Annotated in this window: 21 protein-coding genes; 4 read left to right on the top strand and 17 right to left on the bottom strand. The window is 56.0% G+C overall.

Annotated elements, in window-relative coordinates:
* Nucleotides 1-24: 24 nt before the first annotated feature.
* Both FRD01_RS16520 and FRD01_RS16515 read right to left on the bottom strand, forming a co-directional pair.
* A complete protein-coding gene (locus FRD01_RS16520; RefSeq protein WP_146961578.1) occupies nt 25-1,578 on the bottom strand; it encodes a tetratricopeptide repeat protein in 1,554 nt (517 codons plus the stop codon).
* A gap of 2 nt (nt 1,579-1,580) precedes the next feature.
* Nucleotides 1,581-4,676, bottom strand: coding sequence for a DUF4175 family protein (locus tag FRD01_RS16515; protein ID WP_249755686.1), 3,096 nt, complete (start codon nt 4,674-4,676; stop codon nt 1,581-1,583).
* 92 nt (nt 4,677-4,768) lie between these two features.
* Between FRD01_RS16515 and FRD01_RS16510 the strand changes: the two genes are divergently transcribed.
* Nucleotides 4,769-5,920: an NAD(P)-binding domain-containing protein gene (locus tag FRD01_RS16510; RefSeq protein ID WP_146961574.1), complete on the top strand. Its 1,152-nt coding sequence runs from the start codon at nt 4,769-4,771 to the stop codon at nt 5,918-5,920.
* Here the strand turns inward: FRD01_RS16510 and FRD01_RS16505 are convergent.
* The 4 genes from FRD01_RS16505 to FRD01_RS16490 form a co-directional block, all read right to left on the bottom strand.
* On the bottom strand, nt 5,901-6,413 hold the full coding sequence (locus FRD01_RS16505; protein WP_146961572.1) for a hypothetical protein: 513 nt from the start codon (nt 6,411-6,413) through the stop codon (nt 5,901-5,903). The two genes, FRD01_RS16510 and FRD01_RS16505, sit on opposite strands and share 20 nt — an antisense overlap.
* A gap of 96 nt (nt 6,414-6,509) precedes the next feature.
* A complete protein-coding gene (locus tag FRD01_RS16500) occupies nt 6,510-7,001 on the bottom strand; it encodes a hypothetical protein (protein ID WP_146961570.1) in 492 nt (163 codons plus the stop codon).
* Nucleotides 6,998-7,912: an acetaldehyde dehydrogenase (acetylating) gene (locus FRD01_RS16495; RefSeq protein WP_146961568.1), complete on the bottom strand. Its 915-nt coding sequence runs from the start codon at nt 7,910-7,912 to the stop codon at nt 6,998-7,000. Before FRD01_RS16495 ends, FRD01_RS16500 begins: the two co-directional genes overlap by 4 nt.
* 6 nt (nt 7,913-7,918) lie before the next feature.
* A complete protein-coding gene (locus FRD01_RS16490) occupies nt 7,919-8,443 on the bottom strand; it encodes a GbsR/MarR family transcriptional regulator (RefSeq protein WP_146961566.1) in 525 nt (174 codons plus the stop codon).
* A gap of 142 nt (nt 8,444-8,585) precedes the next feature.
* Here FRD01_RS16490 and FRD01_RS16485 point away from each other — a divergent pair, with 142 nt between their 5' ends.
* The gene (locus tag FRD01_RS16485) at nt 8,586-9,128 is read left to right on the top strand and encodes a hypothetical protein (protein ID WP_146961564.1); all 543 of its coding nucleotides are present in this window, start codon (nt 8,586-8,588) and stop codon (nt 9,126-9,128) included.
* An 8-nt stretch (nt 9,129-9,136) separates the two neighbouring features.
* Here FRD01_RS16485 and FRD01_RS16480 read toward each other — a convergent pair whose 3' ends face one another.
* Genes FRD01_RS16480 through FRD01_RS16465 form a run of 4 tightly spaced genes read right to left on the bottom strand, consistent with a single transcriptional unit; the run spans nt 9,137 to nt 14,283 of the window.
* Entirely contained in the window at nt 9,137-9,931 is a 795-nt protein-coding gene (locus FRD01_RS16480; RefSeq protein WP_146961562.1) for a hypothetical protein, read from the bottom strand.
* 1 nt (nt 9,932) lies between these two features.
* A complete protein-coding gene (locus tag FRD01_RS16475) occupies nt 9,933-10,982 on the bottom strand; it encodes a porin family protein (RefSeq protein ID WP_146961561.1) in 1,050 nt (349 codons plus the stop codon).
* Nucleotides 10,983-10,993: 11 nt separating this feature from the next.
* Nucleotides 10,994-13,453 (bottom strand): hypothetical protein, encoded by a 2,460-nt coding sequence (locus tag FRD01_RS16470; protein WP_146961559.1) that lies wholly within the window; start codon nt 13,451-13,453, stop codon nt 10,994-10,996.
* Nucleotides 13,454-13,485: 32 nt separating this feature from the next.
* Nucleotides 13,486-14,283 (bottom strand): hypothetical protein, encoded by a 798-nt coding sequence (locus tag FRD01_RS16465; RefSeq protein WP_146961557.1) that lies wholly within the window; start codon nt 14,281-14,283, stop codon nt 13,486-13,488.
* 202 nt (nt 14,284-14,485) lie between these two features.
* On the opposite strand from FRD01_RS16465, the gene FRD01_RS16460 reads away from it, so the two are divergent.
* Together FRD01_RS16460 and FRD01_RS16455 are read left to right on the top strand one after the other, a co-directional pair.
* On the top strand, nt 14,486-16,285 hold the full coding sequence (locus FRD01_RS16460) for an FHA domain-containing protein (RefSeq protein WP_146961555.1): 1,800 nt from the start codon (nt 14,486-14,488) through the stop codon (nt 16,283-16,285).
* 96 nt (nt 16,286-16,381) lie between these two features.
* Entirely contained in the window at nt 16,382-17,614 is a 1,233-nt protein-coding gene (locus FRD01_RS16455; protein ID WP_249755685.1) for a double zinc ribbon and FHA domain-containing protein, read from the top strand.
* Here the strand turns inward: FRD01_RS16455 and FRD01_RS16450 are convergent.
* The 7 genes from FRD01_RS16450 to infA all read right to left on the bottom strand — a co-directional run bounded on the left by FRD01_RS16450 (nt 17,606) and on the right by infA (nt 20,693).
* Nucleotides 17,606-17,872, bottom strand: a complete 267-nt coding sequence (locus tag FRD01_RS16450) for a DUF167 domain-containing protein (RefSeq protein ID WP_249756225.1) — start codon at nt 17,870-17,872, stop codon at nt 17,606-17,608. The two genes, FRD01_RS16455 and FRD01_RS16450, sit on opposite strands and share 9 nt — an antisense overlap.
* A gap of 72 nt (nt 17,873-17,944) precedes the next feature.
* Nucleotides 17,945-18,382: a 50S ribosomal protein L17 gene (gene rplQ, locus FRD01_RS16445; RefSeq protein WP_146961550.1), complete on the bottom strand. Its 438-nt coding sequence runs from the start codon at nt 18,380-18,382 to the stop codon at nt 17,945-17,947.
* A gap of 48 nt (nt 18,383-18,430) precedes the next feature.
* Nucleotides 18,431-19,429 (bottom strand): DNA-directed RNA polymerase subunit alpha, encoded by a 999-nt coding sequence (locus tag FRD01_RS16440; RefSeq protein ID WP_146961548.1) that lies wholly within the window; start codon nt 19,427-19,429, stop codon nt 18,431-18,433.
* A 65-nt stretch (nt 19,430-19,494) separates the two neighbouring features.
* Nucleotides 19,495-19,881: a 30S ribosomal protein S11 gene (gene rpsK / locus FRD01_RS16435; RefSeq protein ID WP_146961546.1), complete on the bottom strand. Its 387-nt coding sequence runs from the start codon at nt 19,879-19,881 to the stop codon at nt 19,495-19,497.
* A 38-nt stretch (nt 19,882-19,919) separates the two neighbouring features.
* Complete coding sequence (gene rpsM, locus FRD01_RS16430; RefSeq protein ID WP_146961545.1) at nt 19,920-20,288, bottom strand: 30S ribosomal protein S13; 369 nt, start codon at nt 20,286-20,288, stop codon at nt 19,920-19,922.
* A 45-nt stretch (nt 20,289-20,333) separates the two neighbouring features.
* On the bottom strand, nt 20,334-20,447 hold the full coding sequence (rpmJ, locus tag FRD01_RS16425) for a 50S ribosomal protein L36 (protein ID WP_146961543.1): 114 nt from the start codon (nt 20,445-20,447) through the stop codon (nt 20,334-20,336).
* A 27-nt stretch (nt 20,448-20,474) separates the two neighbouring features.
* Nucleotides 20,475-20,693, bottom strand: a complete 219-nt coding sequence (infA, locus tag FRD01_RS16420; protein WP_146961541.1) for a translation initiation factor IF-1 — start codon at nt 20,691-20,693, stop codon at nt 20,475-20,477.
* Between the last annotated feature and the right edge of the window lie 68 nt (nt 20,694-20,761).

Below are 20,761 nucleotides of genomic sequence, written 5' to 3'. Positions count from 1 at the left end.
TTCAGGGCTTCGCACTCTAGTCGACTACGGCGCACTTACAAGAGTCATGAAACGACGCGCTTGGGCTTCGTCCTCGGTACGCCCCATGGCCTTGTACACCCGAGCCATCTCAGAATGTACTTCGGGGTCAAAAGGATTGATGCGGGCCGCCTCGTTCAGGTGCTCAAGTGCTTTATCCCATTGCGAAAGCGCGGCATAGGCTTTTCCAAGATTGATCCAGGACGAGACATAGGACGGATAGAACTCGACGCTCGACTCCAATGAGCTCACCGCTTCCTCGGCACGGCCCAGTGCCAAAAGCGAGTGCGCAAGCCGCGACTGAAGCACAGGATTGTGGGAGCCCGCAATTCGTTCGGCCTTTTGATATTGGATCACCGCCGCTTCGAATCGATCGCGCGCCTGCATGATCTCGCCCAAATGCATATGGTCTCTGGCTTTGGGCGACTCCATTTGTTTGAGCTCAGACTCGGCTTCTTCCTTGAACACCAGACGTTCCTCGAATCCACTCTCCTCCGGAAACGCAGAAGCTTTGCGGCTCTTCAGGCTCGCTTTCCACTCGCGCTCGAACTGCTGAAACGGAACGCCCAGAACCTCGGCAAACGCCCGCTGAGCGTCACGCCCCTGAGCAATCAGGTCGAGGAGTCGCTCGAAAGCATCTGGACCAGCCTTCTCGCGAAGGTACTCCATGGCGGTATAGACCTCTGCGAACGCCAGCGCAGCATCTTCCTGACTGGGTAGCTTAGCCATCGAAGGGTGCATCTGATCAAAGGTGATCAACGAATTGGCCTTCACCCGTTTTTGCAGAAGATGCTCTGATGAAGGCGCCAACATATGCTGATCCGGGCCTCGCCAGCGGCGTTCCAGGAATTTCGCCAGCCCCTCGTGCATCCAGATCGGCACGCGGTTGTGCGTCTTCTGATTCACCACGTAATGTACGTACTCATGCACCAGGGTGTCCACCCAGCCATAACCCCGAAGGGTCGCGCGCGGGCTCGTGATCATGAGCCTGTTGTACTTACAAAGGGCGATCGTCCCCGACGTCCTGATGTCATCTTCAGTTAGGATGGAGACTTTGGCCAAGGTGGTGGTTTGTGGATAGACCTCAACCCGGACCGGTGTTGGTGGCCGGTAGCCGATCTCTTCGGCAAAGGCGTCGTAGGCCAAATCCAGGGCCTCGAATGCGTGAGGAAGGAGGACCTCGTCCTTTCCGGGCTCGAGCCAGATCTCGAAATAGCCCTTCGGGCTTGTGTGCTTGGTGTAGTTCTTCGTGACATCGCGGGTAGACGCCACGATCTCTCTCAATTCTTGAAACTCACGGCGCGGCGCCGTCGCAATCGCTTGGTCCAGACGCTCAACCGCCTGATCGTAGTTTCCTTCATAAAAGTCGTAGCGCGCCCACAAGTAAAGGGTCTCCACAGAATCCGGAGCCTTCGTCTCGAGCTCCTCGAGGATTCGCTTCGCCTCCGGCAACTGCCAGGCGCTCAATGCCTGGTCGGCGTCACGAGGACTCGCAGCCCACGCTGGCAAAGAAACCCAAACCAAGAGGAGGCATAACCATGTGTAAATTTTAGGCTGCATACCTACTCCATCAAACTCTCAAAGTAGCGCTGGATCTCGTCCGAGTAGCCCTCGAGGCGGTCCTCGCGCATGTTCTTCATCACGTCTTGGCGGAAAGACCCATCTTTCTTCTCAGAATCGGGAATCTCGACCTTCTCCGTTTCCATCTCTCGGCCATTCTCTCCCTGCCGTTGTTCCTGCATCGCCTCTTTCATCGACTGCTGAAGCTGCTGGAGCTCATCGAGCGCCTGTCGCTGATGGTCGATAGAGCGCTGCATCTGTCCCTCACCGAGACTTTGCGAGGATTCGCCCATGGCCTTTCGCGCGGCTTCTAACGATGGCTGCAGTTTCTCCTTGAGCGCGGGGTATTTCTTTCCGGCTTCTTCCAGTGATTCCGAGAGTTTCTGCGCCCTTTCATTGGCTGATTGCTGTTTGCCTTCCAGCTCACCCATCTTCTCGCCGCCTGACTGTGACATCTGCTCACGTGCTGCTTGCTGCAGCTCACCCAGCTTGCGCTCGATCCTATCGGCGCGCGATCGCGCTTCGGTCATTTCACGCTGTGCGCGCTTGGTTTCGGCGGCCTTTCGCCCAACGTTCGATTGAAACCGCTGAGCCATCTCGAGGTCAAACTCAAGCCCGCGCAGCTCCTGAGTGGACTCACGCGCAAGCTCGTTTGCAATATCAAAGTTCTGGTCCTCCACCGCTTCTTTGAGCCGCTCGACCTTTTCCTCGGCACGAGCCATCTGCGATCGATACATCTGATCTACTGGTCGATCCTGCGCTTGCTTAAGCGTCTTCTCCTGCTTCGCGATTTCCTGAAGGAGCTCCTCTTGCGCCTTTTGGGCCATCTCTTCGAGTTCCTTGGCCATCTCTTCCAAGGCCTTCTTTTGAGCCTCAGAGCTCTCGGACTCAATCGCCTTTTGCATCTCTTCGACGTCGCGAGTTTGGTCCATCAGCTCGTTCATCTTCTTGTCGAACTCAGGATCTGACTGACCTCCAGAACCCGAGCTTTCCATGCCTTCAGTCAAGCCGTCGAGCCCCTCCGTCATCTTCTCGAGTGCCTCAAGGGCGCCATCGATATCGCCCTTTTCCAAAAGGTCTTCCACGCTCTCCATGGCATCCGCCATCTTCTGGGCGTCGCTCTCCATCTGTTGAGTTTCCAAGGCATCGCGATTGATATGTTCCTTCGGGAGCTCCTTGAGCTGAGAGCGCATGCGCTGCATGAGCTCTGCCATTCGCTGCCGCAGCCGCTGCATCTCGCGCTTGATCGCCTCTTTAAGTTCCGGGTCTTGCGTGTCGCGATATTTTTCGAGCAGCTCCTTGAGGCGGTCTTTGAGCTCTCGAATCTCCTCAGCAGCCGCTTTGATCATGTCTTCTTTTTGCTTCAGGAGCAGATGGTCGAGGCGCAAAATACCTTTCTCCAGGCCCTCCTCGGCGTCGGACGCATGGCTTGCAATCAACCTCAAATCGTCCAGGGGCTCACCCGATTCATGAAGACCTTTGAACTGAAGCATCAACGACTCAAAAATGATGCGGTCTTTTTCCACAGTCAGCGGGTCTGACTTCATCTTCTCGAAGACCGCTCCCATAGCTTCGACCAAGACCCTCATCTTGCCGTTGAGCTCATGGTGCTTTGGAAGGAGCTCAGCCGAGCGCGCCAAAAAGTCTTCAGACGGCACCTGTTCGTAACGATCTTTGCCCTGAAGCTCACGCCTGCCAAAAGGGTTCTCCAGATAGTCGGCGAGCAGATTGATCATTGCATCTACGATTTGCGTTTGCTCTTCGAGGAGGCGCATATGGCGGTCCTCCGGACTGGCTACTCGCAGAACGATTTGCCTGCTCTCACCCACGCCGGGCCCCGTCAAAGTGTTGTTATCGGTCGCATAAAGGGTGACGACGACCACGTCCTTCGGACGCAAATCGAGCGGCTTGAGATCCAGGTCAAACCCGTGCTCGACCTGACGCGGATTGGTTGAAAGAGACGGCAGGTCAAAGACCTCTTGTTTAGCCTCGTCCGGGTCGGTACCGGCCAAAATCTCGGTCCGGTAAACCGTCTCAATGCCAAAATCATCGGTCACAAAAAACTCGATTCGCACCACATCCTGAGGGCTAACCTCCACCTCTTCCTCTTGAGGCAAGGTGACCTCGATTCGGGGAAGCTCGTCGGGCGTGAGGGAAATCTGGCGCTCTGCGGCGTCTTCGATAAGCCCGCCTTCCTCGGTATAGGCTCTAAATCGGTACGAACCGTTGGCGGTCGCGATAAACTTTGCACTCAAGAGTCCATTTTCAGACGCCACAGGAATGACACGCTCGTTCTCAGCCCCTTCTTCTTTGAGCACGAGTTCGAAACGTTGCAGGTTCGGAATCAACGAGTAGGTCTTGACGCGAACTTCGGTGCCGACCATCGCCTTGACGTGGCCCGCCACAAAGACCTGGTAGTCCATGGTGCGGCCGGTATAAGCCGGATAATTCAAGATAAGGTCGATTTCACCCACGAGTGGGCGGCGCTTTACCCCGTCTTCAGTGGTCTCCTCTTGCGCTTTGGAGAAGAGCATCTCAACTGCCGGTGGTGACCAAACCACAAGAGCGGCCAAAACTCCCCACGCACCGATGCTCGCCCAGATGGCCGGCCGCAGGTCTCGTGGAGCGCAGAGCTCCGCCAGTGAATTCTTACCATTGCTCTTAGCCAGGAGAGCTCGCGTGGTCTTTTTGACGTGGGCCTCGGCCATTTCGCGCGAGTAGGCAACCTGTTCTCCTGCCAAATCCTTAGAAAACTGGAGCGCAGCCACGATATCGTCGCGAAACTCTGGCACGTTTGACTGCACCAGCCGAGCCACCGCCACGAGGTCCATCGAGGAGCGAAAAAAACGCCACGCAGCGATGAGGCCCACAAAGAAAGTCGCGCCAACCCCAACGGTCATCGCGCTAAACACCCATTCGATATGCTTCGGAAAGAGAACGAGCAGGAGGACACACGAGATGAACACCGCGCCGAGCGTGGCGAAGAACCACAAGAAACCTTCCACCATCGCCGGCGTCTCAAGATCTCGTCGCGTCTTTCTTAAGAGCAGCTCTAGGGCCTTGAACTCTTCGTTTTTGTTGTCATTCTCTTGTGTCATGAAATTCTTAGTCCACGTTGGCATCTGAGAACAAAAGGCACTAGGGATTTTATTCTCGATTTCTCATTTAACCCGGATTTTTAGGACACGCCATGAATCGTTCAATCGCCATTCTCGGGGCAGGCCCAATCGGACTCGAGGCCGCAACTCTCGCACAGAAACTAGGCTGGGACTTCACGGTATACGAAGCTGGTCACGTCGCGGATTCGGTTAAAAGATGGGGGCATGTCAGGTTCTTCTCGCCCTGGGCGCTCAACGTCTCGCCGTGGCAAACCGTGCTGGATATCTCTGAGCGTGCCGACCAATTCCCGACCGGGGCTGAGTTTCGGGCGGAGTACCTGATGCCTTTGGCCGAGAGGCTCGGAGATCGCCTCAAACTCGGACACCGGGTCCTCGGCATCTCCCATCGAGACGTCCTCAAGGGGCACCATATCGGCTCGCGCGGCAAATCCGGCCCATTCCTCCTCCACCTGAGCACGCCGAGCGGTGAGGAGTTTGTAGAGGCCGATATCGTGGTGGACGCCACGGGTGTCTACCAAAACCCGGCATCCATGGGGCCCGGCGGGCTGAGCGCGCTCGGTGAAACTCAGGCGGGGACGCGTATCTGGCGCCAACTTCCAGACGTTCTCGGTGCTGACCGCGCCGCTTTTGAAGGCAAAGAGGTCTTGCTTGTGGGGGCGGGCCATTCCGCCGTGACCACGCTCCGAGCACTTTCCGAGCTCTCGGGCACCGAGGTCTTTTGGAGCTATCTCGGCGACCAGGCGCCGTACCAAATCATCGAGGACGACCCGCTGCCTCAGCGCGACGCACTCTCGAAGTTCGGAAACACGGCTGCGGCCGGCGGCGTCAAAGGCATCACGCCTAAGCCAGCTCGCGCCGTAGAATCAATTCGTTCGACGGGTGGCCGGTTCGAAGTCGAACTCCGCGGCCTTGATTTTTCCGAGACTCTCGAGGTCGATCAAATCATCTCGCACGTCGGGTACAAACCCGACTTGAGTATCACCCGGGAACTTCAGGTCCACTATTGCTACGCATCAGACGGTCCCATGAAATTGGCCGCCACACTACTCAGCAGCGCGGGCGGAGATTGCCTGACACAATCGTCTTCAGGGGTTCAATCGTTGATGAGTCCCGAGACAAACTACTGGGTGCTCGGCACAAAATCGTACGGCCGAAATTCGAGTTTTCTTTTGAAGATTGGAATCGCGCAGATCGAGGAAGTCTTCACTCACCTTCAGGGTTGAGGCAGGTATCTTGCTCCTCGGAGCACTTGTCCAGAGTACACTCCGTCAGCGCTGTGACCGTCATGGCCTCGGCGCAAAGGGTGTCCACACAGGTCAGATAATCATCGATCTGGGCACGCGCCTGGTCGTCTCCGAGCTCACGGCACTCCTGCTCGCAAGCCTCGTCATCAGCGTGACAGCTGAGTAGACACCCAAGGATATCCATACACGAGAGCGTTCCTGCAGGGTCGGGATGGGTGCCTGCGGTGTCGTTATTCGTGCTGGTCTTGGCCGTCGTATTGTTGGTCAGATTGGCAGTAGAGTTGTTGGTCGCATTCGAATTTGTGTTGTTCGAGGACTCGGAGTTCGTAGAACCTTGGGAAACAGAAACGTTATTCGTATTGGTTTCGTTGTTCTGACTTTGCGGCTCCGGAGCTTCGCTACCCGAACCGGCGTCATCACCACACGCACTCAAACCAAAAACCATTAAAATCAAAATCAGTCGCGATATCATACAACCTCCATGAATCGCTTTTCCGGCAAACCCGGAACACCAAGCATTGCGAGTTTTCGATCGTAATGCAAAATTTCTTGTACACGGGTGTTTCGGCTACATGCCGCTTGCGCTGGAAGCACAGAGCCCAAGGCCTTGATAGGTGTCTACACGGGCCACGCACGCACCAGTGCTGCAGGTATCTGCTGCGCCACCTTCAATGGCGTCAATCTGGCAAATCTCCCAGCATGTAGGCCCCTCGCCTCTCAAGTCCGCGCAAAACGCGCCTTTGATACATTCCGTAGTGGTCTGACACGCCTCACCGAGTTCCAGGTTTACGTTTTCCGGAGCACAAAAGCCTCCGCCGGCCGCCTGAGGAATACACTTTCCGAACTCACAGTCCTGAGCAAAAGGATTACAAGGCCCACCATACTCAGGGCCCAGATCCTCAGCGTCCGACGCATCGAAGTCGGCGTCCGCCCCAAGATCAACAACTCCGAAGTCAGATCCGACGTCCTGAGCCTGAGCCATATCCTCTTCTTCGAGCCCGATTTCGCCTTCAGCAGGACACCCAAAGAGAAAAACCAAACCAAGCAGGGACCACCTCATAGGGCCCTACCTAAAAGCTCGCCTACGTTCAGAGCCGCGCAGGTCATGATGTCCAGATTCCCGGCGTATTTCGGCAGAAAGTCTCCCGCGCCCTCCACCTCCAGAAAGGTGGTCACCTTTAGACCCCGAAACTCGGTGCCATCGTCAAAAACGAGCGGCGCCTCAGAACAATCGTCGAACACGATTTCCCGAGCCAGACGATAGCCCGGCACATAGCGCGCAACCTCCGCAATGGCGCCCCGAATCGACGCCTCAAGCTTGGCCTGCTCCGCACCCTCAACCAAGACGTAGACGGTGTCCCTCATGATCAAAGGCGGCTCCGCCGGGTTCAAGACGATGATCGCTTTACCCTTCTCAGCCCCGCCTACTTCCTCGATGGCGCGCGCGGTCGTCTGCGTGAATTCATCGATATTTGCTCGAGTTCCAGGGCCCGCCGACTTGCTGGCGATAGACGCCACAATCTCCGCGTATCGCACGCGACCCACCTGAGAGGCCGCCCAAACCACAGGAATCGTAGCCTGACCGCCGCAAGTTACCATGTTGACATTTGCCGCCTCGAGGTGCTCCTTCAAGTTCGCCACGGGCACCACGAATGGCCCTCGCGCCGCCGGCGTCATGTCCACAATCTTGCGGCCCGCCGCCTCGATCCTTTGAGCGTGGGACTCATGCGCAGCCGCGCTCGTCGCATCAAAGACGATCCTCACATCCTCCCATTCAGGGCTCGCCATGAGCCCCTCAACCCCTTGATGAGTCGTGGCCACGCCTAGTCCGGCCGCTCGCTTCAATCCTTCGGAATCTGGGTCTACCCCGACCAAAATCTTGAGTTCGAGATTCTCCGAGCGCTCCAGAATCTTGATCATCAAATCGGACCCGATATTCCCTGAACCCAAAATTGCCACGCCGATTTTCATAAGGTTCTACTCCGGAAGCTTCGCGCTGATGCGCTTGAGCTCTTCTATATTGGCCTCAGCCTGCGTCAAGAGCACGTTGAGAAACGCCGCAAAACTCTCCGAAAGCTCAATCAGAGCCTCTATTCGGGGTTTGAGAAACTCCAGACGCTCCTTCGAAATCTCCAACGACGTCTCGAGCTCTCCGAGACTATCGTCCAGATTCCGAGCACTTGACGCAATCATCTGGTACTCACGCTCACGCATCACGCGGGTGACCATATGCCAGACATCGTGATTGGCGCGGAAATAATCCTTGCGGTCGCCCTGCACCCAGACTCGGACGATGACATCCCAGTGCAACAAGTCCTTTATTGACATGCTCACAAGGCCCGCTGACATCTCCAGCGCACTCTGAATATCCGAGGCATTTAGAGGCTCCTCACTTAAGTAGAGAAGGGCCCAAATTCGGCCGTGGTGTTTTGAAAAACCCCAAAACTTGATGAATTCACCAATCGTCTCGACAACATTTTTTTCGGGTTCGCTCAAAATCACGTAATCCTCCGATGTGCTTTCCCTTTACGCCATCTTGTCACGCTATTCCACCCTTCGATTCGACATAAGAATCCGACTTTCCTTTGACGAATTCCATCTTTGGTCGCAGAATCCGCCCAACTAGAACACGGAGATTATGCATATGAAACGCACAATCATTTGGTTTGCACTCTTAGTCTTGTTCGCACTTCCTTCTACGGCCTCTGCTCAATGGGAACACAGTAAGCAAATTCGAAGCGCCGGGACCTTCGGTATTGGTGTGGGTTCTGGAACCCTCGCTTACGGTCTTTCGATGAAGTACTTCACCACCTCGAATTTCGCGATTCAGGGCAATATCGGCTATTGGCGAGGCCGCTACTTTGGACGCTGTGGCAACAACGATTATTGCCGATATTACGGAGGTAACTCCTTCGCTCTTTCTGCAGACGCCATTTTTGAACAGGCCACTATCGCTGGAAACAACGATATCGAGCTGGCATGGAACTTTGGTATCGGCGGAGGACTCGGACTCAGTGAGTACGAGGACGCAATTGGCGCCGCGGTTGCCGGTATTCTCGGGCTCGAAGTACTCATCAACGTCATCCCTATCGATCTCGTTCTCGAGTGGCGCCCGAACGCACTCGTGATTCCAGGGTTTGGCCTCGACCTCGTAAACTTTACGGGTCACCTGCGGTTCTACTTCTAGTCACCGCCTCATAACGTCAATCTCGGGGGGAAATGCGTATCGCTCAAGACCTGGTCGATGGACCGGTCTTTGAGCTCCAACCCCGCATTACTCGGCTCAACTCGGGTCTCTGAGTTGGCCCAACGGCCAGCCTTGTCCACGTATTTTTCTTCGGCAAAAGGCCACCAGAGACCATCGATAATCACAGCCGCTGTCTGAGCCGCATCGCCAGTATCCGCCACATCAACGTCGGCTTGTAGTTGCTCAGCCTGCCCGAATTGCCAGGCAGCCTCACGCTTCCATCGCAAGGTGGACTGGCCCCCTTCTTTTGCACCGGTATCAAGCCAAACCGTAATCTCGGACGGCTCCGTCTCACCGGTCTCTCTAGCCAAAAGCACGCTCAACTGAGGCTCAAGTCCACTCGCGGTCCTGGTCCGCCACCTCGCGAGCAGACCCTCACGGCCGCTCTTATCCACCACAAACGTGAGGTCAGGACCCGTCGCGCCCTCCAACTCACTCATCACCATCGAAAACTTGGGCTTCCCGTCACCCAAAAGCCCCAGCACACTATGCACCGACGCCCACGCGAGCTCCGCATCTGGAGAAGCTGGCACAAAGGCCGAATCAAACGCCGTCCACCCGCTCAGAACCTCGTCGGGAATCGGCACGCCCACCGCAGGTGTCCACGTCGACCACTCGACCTCAACAGGGTCGGCCATGGTGGCGAACTCGCTCTCCATAAAATCCGGGCGTTCATCTGAGCCAGCACACGCCGCCAAAGAAATGGACCCAAAAACAAGGCCCAGCCGAAGCAATCTACTCAAACTATTCAAACAAATACCCCATCGCCAACATCACTGTCTGGCGTCGATAATCAGAGCCCACACCGAACTCCTGCAAGTACAAGCTATAGCGAACCTCGGCCTCCCAGGAATCTCCAAAGGTCCGAGCCAGCGAGCCCACAAGCGAGTTTCGATTGTCTTCGTCGAGCAGGAAATCCGCATCGATCAGAACCGGGTCGCCATACGTGGTTCGTTGCACTTCAAGCCTCAGACTCGCGAAAAAATTCCAGAGCAATGGGGCCGTCGCCACCACGTCCACTCCCTGCCTCGTCAACTCTTGCCCATAAGAGTTGGAATCGTTCTGGCTAAACACATAACTCCCCTCTAGAACTACCGGTCCTCGCCACGAAACAAACGCCTGGACCACCTGAAACTGGTCTTCACGGAGCGCCTTTTCGTCCATGAAGACCCCGTCTTCATCCAACACAAACCGATTGGTATCAAACGCACGCCGCGCAAGGGTATAGCCTGCCCCAAGTCTCAGGTTCGGAATGACTTCCCAGGCGAGCCGCAACTGTCCTTCAGCACTGGAGCTCGAGGCGTCCGGCGCGGGTTTGAACGCAAAATATCTCGCGCCCACGCCCGCACGAATCATGAAATCGGAAAACCTGAAGTCCAGACCCGCGCTCGCGCCACCCCGATTATAATCGCGAAAGCTAATCCGCTCGGTGCGATCCTTCATATCGAGCTGCGCGTAGAGCCCAAGCCACGGGGTAAATCGCTGCTGATAGATAAGCGCGAGGGCGGTCAAAAGCTCGTCTGACTCCGCCTCGCTCACAAAGAATTTGCCACCGTGGGTCGCATCAAAGACCACAGTGCCGCGCTCGAAAACTCTGGCCCCTATGCCCACGCTGGTGAAATAACGCGCCAGAAAATCGCTGACACGCTCCTCTCCCTCGGTCCGGAGCACATTATCGTCCCACTCCATACCCGTTCGCACCGTTCCCGTGGTCTGAACCTCTTGGGCAAAAGCGCCAAAAGGAACCGGCACCAAGAGCGCTACGAACCCGATGATCTTCAACAAATGGGACATTGAGGTAGAACTCAGCGAAGCTCGGGCACTCCTGTGAGAGCGCCGGTTCCGAGGAAGATCGAAAGGTCGTTTCGAGCCGCTTCGTTCCGGAAGAGCACGAAGTGTCCGTCATAGCCATCGGCCGTGTATTGCTTGCCTACCACCGTGAAATCACTGCTATTCGCGGTGATGGGCAGCGGGGCTGTGTTCACGTCCCATTCCTCGACCAGAGGCTCGGCAAAAGTCACCTGGAGCGAATTCGCCATGACCCGCAGCGTGTCCGGTGGTGTGAACGTATCTCCGAGGCCAATCGGCTGGAAAATATGCTGACGCCAAGTCCGGTCCGTGATGAACCGATTAGTCATCCGGCGCGCAAAGTTGTGGGGGTCAACAGGGTCAAAATATCCCTGAAGCAGGTTGATCGCCGGGTGAGAATCACCCGCATTGGACTCGCCCAGGACCAATCGCACTGCGGCTGGCGAATTCACCGGGCTCGTTTTCCCCAAGAGCGCAAGCGACAAGCCCGCACCCGCTCCCGAAAGCACGCTGCCGCGTACGCGGTCCTCAAATGGAAGCACAAGGGGGCCTGTGGTGCCGCCCTGACTATGCCCTAGGAACCAAATATTATTCGGGTCCAATCGAATCGCCTCGCCGGTTGGCGAGTTCTCAGCGTCAATGTTCAAGCCCTCGACAAACGTGATGATCGCGGACGTTTCGGCCGCGCCCTGGAGGAAATTGCCCAAAGCTGCCGCTGGGTTCGCGTAGTTGTAAACGAGCTCGTTTGGATGGCGCTCACTCTCCCCGCGACGATTCGCGTGAAGCACCTGATCCCAACCGATCGTCACGAATTCTACCGTCTCGCCATCCACCTCGACGGAGGTCAAGAGGTCACCAAAATCCTCCACATGGCCCCGGAAATCCCCGCCTGTTCCGTGCGCCACAATCAGCACCGGCCAGCCCGCCTCAGGGGCCGGGGCCTTAGGCACACTCATCGCAACACACACGTCTTCACTACGCTTTACTCCCGGAGTTGCGAGGCCACCCTCCGAATAGGGCGCGTCACCCGATTGGAAAATCGGCAGATTTACGGTCCCGTGAACCTCGTGGAAGGCCTCACTCGAACCACAGGCACGGCTAGGCTCTCCTTGCTCACACGGTGACACCACGCCTTCTTCACATAGGGTCGCCTGACTCAAAGAAATCTCGGCGGCCTTGGCCTCGGCAATCAGCGCCTCCACAGGCTTCAAAGGGTCTCCCGTGGTCACAACCGACGCGAACAAAACATCCTCGGCTGCGGGCGCATCTTCATGGTCGGCAAGCCACGCCCTCAACTTCGCGTGTTTATCCCAGGCCGTGCCCAACGCACCTGCAGGTCGCTCAGCCGCCAGCATCGCACTGAAATCCTCGTCGGGCTCCAAGCCTGCGCCCTCTTCGCTACGAACCCCACGCGTGACAATGAACGCGTAGGTGGTCTCAGGATTGAGCGGGTCTGACCAATTTGGGCGAATCATCATCTGATTCTGGCACACGTAATTTGAGCGACCGGTGCTCGCTGACCACCGAAGGCCGCGCCGCCTGCCGTACTCGGGGCTCTCAGCGTCGATATTGAAGAGATGAATGTTTCGATTCTCCCCTGAAGCGCTCAACGTATCGAAATTCGGAGCCGCAGAAAACCGGAAGTAGACCGCTGGAGAAAGCCCAAAGCCTTCCTGGTAGCCCTCCACCGCGTCTACATAGCGTTGCACGAGGTCAAAGCCCAAGAGCGAGTCTCCCGGGGTCGGAAAGCCGCTAAGATCCGGTTTTCCCTCCACCAAACGCACATCATTTGGGTACGGAAGCCTGAAGAAATCTGGCAGTTCGGCGCCGTCTGGCACCTCGAAATACGCACGGAATGGGCCTTCGTCCTCGGCACACTCTACGCCTGACCAAGGCTGCGGAAACCCAAGCGGACCCGCCACACATACCGTTTGCCCCTCTGGATCTAGGGCTGAAGGCGCACAATTTAGACCGGCGAGACACTCGGAAGTGCTCTCGCAAGGCGAACCCACGTCTACGGTACCGGAGCTGACACAAGTTCCACTAAAGCCGCTGAGCGAACACCTAAGGCCAGGCAAGCAGTCGCTCTCGCTCCCACATTCCTCGCCCTCAGCGGCATCGCCGGCAGGCGCACAAACGGATGAAAGCGCATCGCAAAAGAGCCCTTCCGCACATTGCGCACTCGCTTCACAAGGCTCGTCAACGGCCACTCCGCCTTCAAATGCGCACGTGCCTTCCTCGCAGAGAAGTCCTTCTCGGCAAGGCGTGGCCTCGTCACAAGACTCACCAAACCTCGCGCCTTCTACATCCGGCACCGTCTCGTTATTCGTGCGTGGCTCCGGTGGTTCGAACTCCGACTCCACGCAAGCCAGCGCTCCCAGAGCGCCGAGTATTAGACCAAAATAGGCAAAGCCATACCGCGTCATATCTTTCTCCGATTGGATTAACCACGCCATCCTACCCACCCTGAATCTCGAAGCAAATAGACTTAGCGGAAAAACGCCCGAACCCAACGAATCAAAAGCCCGAAGTTCACAAGCGCAAAAAGCGCAAAGAGCGCACTCGCGACCGCGTACCAAATATGGTCCTTTGGAGCCACGCCCACCTGAACCAGATACGCGTTCTGACAGAGCGGATTATTGGTCATAATCTCTTCGATCTCAGCCTCCGTCGGGGTCGCATTCTCGCCGTACTCGCGCTTCCAACCCTCGCGAATCACGTCTCGACGACGCGCCTCAAGTGTTTTGCGGACCTCAGGGGTCAAGGTCTCGCAAAACTCAACGCCATAACGCGAGCGATAGTACTCCCGAAGACCATTGTAGCGCCCAGGAACCTCGGCGAACTCCATCACGCGCCCGGTTCCTTTGAAGTATGTCCGGTCAACCTCACCGTCCTTCTCGCCCAGCGCGACCTTCTCCATCTCTTCTTCAGTCAGGGTCTCCTCGATGAAGACCCATCCGCCCACCAGCCGGCCATACCTGTAGCGCGAACTAATACTTCGTTGTGTGGGGATGCCCTCCAGCGAAATGTAGCGATTGTGCGGAATTTCAGGCTTCCAATCCGGGTCTGCAGACTTCTCCGCAAACTCCGTCACATCCCCGATCGCCACCGGTTCCTCCGGGCTGAAGAAATACTCCAGCTCAGCACGCCAGTCACTCACTACCCAGAAAGCCATCGCGATGACGCCGATCATCAGGAGCGGCCGCAAAATAGACGGCGTAGACTCCTGCGCTAACTCCAGGAGTTCTTCGTCTACTTCAGGTTCTATCGTATTTTGGTCGCTCATCTTTAAATCTGCCTCAACCACTTAGAGACCGAAGATCTCCTAAAAGTTCCGGCGCGCACATTATTTCGCGCTCACTCTAAAAACAAGCCTACTATCGAAAGTCTTATTCCTCTTTGTCACAAGCCACTAAGAAAGATTGACGAGACCCGTGATCACGACCTACCATCCCACAGCAACTTTTCTTTAGTTAAGGAACGGCTCAGTGCCACGAATCGTATACACCGATATCTCCGGCCAAGAACGCTCAGTTCCATTTGGAGCTGATCATCCCATCGTCACTATTGGACGGGGTACGGATTGCACGATCCGGAGCAACCGCAAGTCCGTCTCCCGACGGCACGCCGAATTCCGATTCACCAACGGACAGTTCGAAATCATCGATCTCAACTCGTCCAACGGCACCTTTCTGATCATCAATGACGAGCGAAAGCCAGTGAATGGCAGGGAATACCTCGCGCCCAACGACGAAGTCTGGTGCGGGGATTTCATCCTGCACTTCATCGACGAAGAAGACGCCAACACCGCTGCGACCGCAGACCCGTTTGGCATTCACGACGACTTCACCGCTGATGGAAAGGTAGACTTGGACTTCGGCGCGATGGACGAGATCGCGGCGTGGGGCGGAACACAACCACCGCAACCCATCGCTCCAGCCGGACCCGACCACACCATGGAGCGGTCCAACGACCTTGAGCGGCTACTCGCCGAAAAGCGCTCCATCGAAGATCTTGCGGCGCGCCAGGCAGACGAGCTCGAAGAGCTGCAGAAACGCCTCGACGACGCCAGACGCCAGCTCGATCAAAAGCCCGCCTACGAGGACCGCGACCCAGACCACACTTCCATGGTCCCACCACCCATGGCGGGCGAGGTCGAACAACTCCGGGATAAGATCGCCCGCCTCCAGGATGAGGCCGATGACCTGGAAGCAGAAGCCCGACAATCTCGCGCTGAGGCCCAGAAGCTCAACGATGAGCTGATTTCGGTACGTGACGAAAAGCGCAGACTCGAGGAAAAGCTCCACGACACACTCCAAAACCAATCCAAATCGAGCGATGCCGAAGGTAAACTCGGTGAGGCACAGCGCCGCATCCAGTCACTTGAGGCCGAACTCGAAGCTTCGATTGCCAGGACCCAAGAACTCGAGTCGCATCTCAACGAAAACGCCGACGCACTCGAGATGCAGCAAAAGCTGCACGAAGATTTGCTGGCGCGCGACCGAGATATTGAGACCCTGGAGAGTGAGATCGTCCGGCTACAATCGGAAACCAAGACTCTTAACGCGGAGCTCCAGGAAGCCCGCACCACCAGTGCCACAGGCCAACAGGCCATCGAAGAGACCGACGCCCTTCGGCGCGAGCTCGACCGGCACCGTCGACTCATCGAAGAATTCGAACGCCGAAATCGGGATCTCCAAGTTGATGTGGATGACCTAAGGGCCGCGCATCGAGATGACCTCGAGAAGATCACGCAGGCCAATACCCGAATCGCCACGCTCGAAGAAGAAGTACAAAACGCCCGAGCTGAAGCTGACACACACAAGAGCAGTGCCGAAGAGCTAAAGGCGAGCCTCGAAGAACTCCAATCCGACGGGAGTGTGGACGATCTGCGGCGTGAGATCGAGGGTCTAAGGCAACGTCTGCGCCTCGAAAAAGAGAGAACGCGGCACGACGAGCAGCTCGCTGCGGATCACAACGCGCTCAAGGCTCAATTCTCCGAGGTTCAATCCAGATACGATGAACTCCTCGGTGAGTTTGAGGTGCTCAAAGAGTCGCTCGGCTCTGAACCTTCGGCCGCCCAAGTAGATGGCGTTCCGGCTGAACTACAGCGCCAACTCCTCGACCGTATCGACTCGCTTGAGCGGATCGTGGACGCGATCGAACGCACAAACCTCGATGCCCTCTCCACCGTTGACCGCGTGCGATTGCAATCGGCCATTCGAGAGACCGAACCCAAAAAATCGCTCGAGCATCTTAAAACCTTATTGGGTGCCGAATCCGACTAGGTGTTGGTCCCCACTGTGCCTTGCCATTTCAACCTTCTCAGAGGTATGGTTCGACACACCATTTAGCGTATGTTGCCCCCGACTTGGAGGATACCCGTGGAAGAGGGAAAAGTTCCCCCAGATTTGTTCTCACTCTCAGACTCCGACGCGGAATCGACTGAGAACCATACCAGTGAGAATTTCGTGATCTCCGGCGGCGCGCGGCTCGGAGGCGGCGCCAACGTTGGCGTTGACCTCGCCACTAACGTCCCAGACGAAGACGAGGCCGTTCAAGGCGTAGCGCAACGCTTCCGTAAGAACCGGATCTCGAACTTAGAGATCTCGGCGCCTAGTCTAGATGCGCAGGCCCAAAGCGCTGATGTGGATGAAAGCGTACTTCAGAGTTTCGTGCTCGATGCGCTCGACGCTGAGCCGGAGCCAGCACCAGAACCCGAAATGCCCGAGCCAGCTCCGGCACCCGAAACCGCCAGAATCGACGTCGAACACACAGGGCGAATCGAATCCAAGGCACCTCCAAGTCAGATTCAGCCAGCCCTTACGTGTCCTCATTGCGCCGCAAACAACCCGCCGGGAATGAAGTTCTGTGTGGAGTGTGGTGGCAGTCTCAGCGTTTCAAAAGGCGGCGAAGAAGTTAAGCGCAAGATCCCACCACCGTCTGAACTCTCGCGAAAGGAGAACCCGTGGAAGATCTCACTGGTTTCCATTAACGAAGACGGATCAGATGGTGTGGAGATCCCACTCCAGTATCTCGAAACCACGATTGGGCGCGAAGGCGATACCCGCTTCCCAACCGACGCATTCTTGAGCCCAAAACACGCACGACTCCACGTAGAAAAGGGCGAGCTCTTCATCGAGGACCTCTACTCACTCAACGGCACATTCCTGAAGCTTCGAGACGAAGTCAGACTCACTCCCGGCGATACGTTCCTCATGGGCCGCCAGGTGCTTCGTTTTGAGCGTTTTGAACAGTCGATCACCCCAAAGACCAAGTCATCCGACGGCACACGCTATATGGGAAGCCCGTCGCCTGGTGGAAACTTCAAGGTTCTCCAGATCGGAATCGGCGGCGTCATCCAGAACGTCTACTGCCTGCCTGAATCTGGCGCCGTCCTTGGACGCGAGAAAGGCGATATCATCTTCCCACACGACAAGTTCATGTCGAGCCGTCATGCCCAAATCTACACGGGTGACGACGGCCACTGCTACCTTGTGGACCTGAACTCCTCGAATGGTACCTGGATCAAGATCTGGGAGAGAACGCGCCTCCACGATGTCGACTTCATCTTCATGGGCCAACAACTCTTCCGCATCTCCACGAAGTCACGCTAAGCGCGCGGCGACGTCCTCCGGGTCCATTTCAACCCAGAAGACTTTCCTGCGGCCACTAGCCCCGCTGACCAAGGTCACGGGGCTTCCTAACTTCTTGCCCAAGAACTTCTCAAACGCCTTGTTAGCTGCGCCATCCACAGGTGGTGCCTTCACCGCGACCTTCAACATGCCATCAAACTCGCCTATCACAGCTTCTTTAGAAGCCCGCGGCGCCGCATAGACGCGGATCAGAGTGCCCCCGTCTTTCGCTTCAAACACGCTCAAACCTTTCGCTCCAAAAACAAAAGGCCGCTAAGTAGCGGCCTTTTCGAACTCTAAACTCTTTCGAGCTTAACCTTCTTCCGACTCATCTTCGTCGTCGATAAGAAGGTGCTCTGGGTAACGAAGAGCCGCCGTGTTCTCAACCGTGGTGCCAACCCAGCTGATGCGTGAAAGAGGAGCATTGTCGCCAGGACGCTGTCCAATCTTCACGATGCGTGTGTAACCACCCGAACGGGTCGCAAGCTCGTCGCGCTTCGCGAGATCGTCGAACAACTTCCCAACCAGATCGCGGTCCTTCAGTACTTTGAAGGCCTGACGGCGAGAGTGCACGGTGTCGCGCTTTCCGAGAGTGATGAGGTGATCGGCAAGACTACGAAGCTCTTTCGCCTTCGCATCAGTCGTCTGGATCATCTCGTACTTTACAAGCGCGATCGAAAGGTTGTTGAAAAGAGCCTTTCGGTGCGCAGCCGTTCTATTAAGCTTTCGGCCTGACTTTCTATGTCGCATAACTTACCTCTATTGTCTTGACGTGCGACATAGCGCACTCAAACGAAATTAACCTTCTTTCTTTTGGAGAAGCTCCTTAGGGGGCCAATTCTCCAACTTCATATCCAAGTGCAATCCGTACTGCGTAAGGAGCTCTTTGATCTCCTTAAGCGACTTACGACCGAAGTTCTTCGTCTTGAGCAACTCAAGATCGGTCTTCTGAACCAGGTCACCGATGTATCGGATATCTGCGTTACGAAGACAGTTATAACTACGAACCGTAAGCTCGAGCTCATCCACAGGCTTGAGCAGATGCTCGTTGAACTGTGGCTCTTCTTCTTTGGTCGTCTCCTCAGGCTCAACCGCTTCATCGAAGTTGATGAAGATATTGATCTGCTCTTTGACGATCTTCGCAGCAAACGCAACGGCGTCCTCTGGAGCCACGCTTCCATCCGTCCATACTTCAAGCACAAGCTTGTTGAAGTCGGTGCGCTGACCCACGCGAGCGTTGGTGATCGCGAAGTTGACCTTGCGGATAGGATTGAAGATGGCGTCGATCGGAATCACACCGATCGGGTCTTCTTCACCCTTGTTTTCTTCCGCTGGAACATAACCGCGACCTGCTTCGATCGTGAGTTCTGCACGGAAGCGACCTCGCTCACTTACAGTCGCGATCTTATGCTCAGGGTTGAGCACTTCAACCGCGCCATCGCTTACGATATCGGCAGCGGTAACCACTTTGGGTCCCTCTACGTCGATCGTCACGACCTTTGGCTCGTAGCCGTGAAGCTTGACCCGCAGTTCTTTCAGGTTCAGCACGATGTCGGTCACGTCCTCTTTGACGTCCGGCAAATTGGTGAACTCATGAAGCGCGCCATCAATCTTCACTTTGGTTACGGCCGCGCCCATGATGCTGCTGAGCAGTACACGACGCAGGGTATTACCGATGGTGATGCCGTATCCACGCTCAAGCGGCTCGCACACGAACTTCGCGTACGTATCCGTCTTGGTACGTGGATCAATATTCACTTCACGTGGTCTTATGAGATCTCGCCAGTTGCGATACATGGGCTCTCCAAAATGCTTTTAGTCGGACAAGACCGACAATCTAACTATGCTACTAATCCAGACTCTTAGACGCGCCGACGCTTCGGTGGGCGACATCCATTATGAGGGATCGGCGTAACGTCGCGGATGCTCGTAACACGAAGACCTGCTGACTGAAGCGAGCGAAGAGCTGCTTCACGGCCAGTTCCAGGACCCTTGAGGAACACCGATACCGACTTCAAACCGTGATCCATTGCGCGACGAGCAGCCTCTTCGGCAGCAACACCAGCGGCGAAAGGAGTCGACTTACGTGATCCCTTAAACCCGCGAGCGCCAGCGCTGCACCAAGACAACGCATTGCCATGTGTATCAGTGATGGTCACGATCGTATTGTTGAATGTCGACTGGATGTGAACCACACCAGTCTGAACATTCTTACGGACCTTTTTCTTTGTGACTTTTGCCTTAGCCATCTTTCACTCCCAAAGCCCTAATCCTAGGGCTCTATGCATTATTTCTTCTTACGAGCCATGGTACGACGAGGTCCGCGGCGGGTACGTGCGTTGGTACGCGTACGCTGCCCACGAGCCGGAAGTCCACGACGATGGCGAAGTCCACGATAGCAACCCAAGTCCTTCAGACGCTTGATATCAAGCTGTACCTGACGACGGAGATCACCTTCTACTTTGTACTCAGCTTCGAGTACGTCACGAATCTGACGAATCTCAGCTTCTGTGAGATCATCGGTCCGCGTCGAGCCTTCGACCTGGGCCTTCTCGATTACCTCGAGAGCCAGAGTTCGCCCAATTCCGTAAATATACGTTAGGGCAATGTCGATCCGCTTACGACGCGGCAAGTCTACGCCTGCAATACGTGCCACGATCTAACTCCTCAATAGTCTGGGCCAGAACCCAGAATCCAATTCTTAGCCCTGACGCTGCTTGTGTCGGGGGTTGATACAAATTACGCGGACCACCCCTTTTCGGCGGATGATCTTGCACTTTTCACAAATCTTCTTAACTGATGGGCGAACTTTCATCGTCCTTCTCCTTGGCGACAATGCGCCTTACTTCGATCGATATACAATGCGACCACGTGTGAGGTCGTATGGAGAAAGCTCTACAGTTACTTTGTCACCAGGAAGAATCTTGATGAAGTGCATCCTCATCTTCCCGGAGATATGCGCAAGTACCCTGTGCCCATTCTCCAATTCGACGCGAAACATCGCGTTTGGCAACGGCTCAATTACCGTTCCTTCGACTTCTATGACCTCTTCTTTCGCCATGACCTATCCGTCTCTTGCTCACCCCGAAACGGGGCGCGCTTACATACACATTCGTGTCAACTGAGTCA

Source organism: Microvenator marinus, from assembly GCF_007993755.1.
In the GTDB taxonomy this organism is placed as follows: domain Bacteria; phylum Myxococcota_A; class Bradymonadia; order Bradymonadales; family Bradymonadaceae; genus Allomicrovenator; species Allomicrovenator marinus.
This window is presented reverse-complemented; position numbering and strand designations above follow the sequence as displayed.

Coding starts and splice junctions, on each gene's coding strand:
- FRD01_RS16485 (WP_146961564.1), top strand. CDS start 8,586: ATGAAACGCACAATCATTTGGTTTGCACTCTTAGTCTTGTTCGCACTT.
- rpsK (WP_146961546.1), bottom strand. CDS start 19,881: ATGGCTAAGGCAAAAGTCACAAAGAAAAAGGTCCGTAAGAATGTTCAG.
- FRD01_RS16505 (WP_146961572.1), bottom strand. CDS start 6,413: ATGATATCGCGACTGATTTTGATTTTAATGGTTTTTGGTTTGAGTGCG.
- FRD01_RS16520 (WP_146961578.1), bottom strand. CDS start 1,578: ATGCAGCCTAAAATTTACACATGGTTATGCCTCCTCTTGGTTTGGGTT.
- FRD01_RS16495 (WP_146961568.1), bottom strand. CDS start 7,912: ATGAAAATCGGCGTGGCAATTTTGGGTTCAGGGAATATCGGGTCCGAT.
- FRD01_RS16475 (WP_146961561.1), bottom strand. CDS start 10,982: ATGTCCCATTTGTTGAAGATCATCGGGTTCGTAGCGCTCTTGGTGCCG.
- FRD01_RS16510 (WP_146961574.1), top strand. CDS start 4,769: ATGAATCGTTCAATCGCCATTCTCGGGGCAGGCCCAATCGGACTCGAG.
- FRD01_RS16465 (WP_146961557.1), bottom strand. CDS start 14,283: ATGAGCGACCAAAATACGATAGAACCTGAAGTAGACGAAGAACTCCTG.
- FRD01_RS16440 (WP_146961548.1), bottom strand. CDS start 19,429: ATGTATCGCAACTGGCGAGATCTCATAAGACCACGTGAAGTGAATATT.
- FRD01_RS16500 (WP_146961570.1), bottom strand. CDS start 7,001: ATGAGGTGGTCCCTGCTTGGTTTGGTTTTTCTCTTTGGGTGTCCTGCT.
- infA (WP_146961541.1), bottom strand. CDS start 20,693: ATGGCGAAAGAAGAGGTCATAGAAGTCGAAGGAACGGTAATTGAGCCG.
- FRD01_RS16470 (WP_146961559.1), bottom strand. CDS start 13,453: ATGGCGTGGTTAATCCAATCGGAGAAAGATATGACGCGGTATGGCTTT.
- rplQ (WP_146961550.1), bottom strand. CDS start 18,382: ATGCGACATAGAAAGTCAGGCCGAAAGCTTAATAGAACGGCTGCGCAC.
- rpmJ (WP_146961543.1), bottom strand. CDS start 20,447: ATGAAAGTTCGCCCATCAGTTAAGAAGATTTGTGAAAAGTGCAAGATC.
- FRD01_RS16515 (WP_249755686.1), bottom strand. CDS start 4,676: ATGACACAAGAGAATGACAACAAAAACGAAGAGTTCAAGGCCCTAGAG.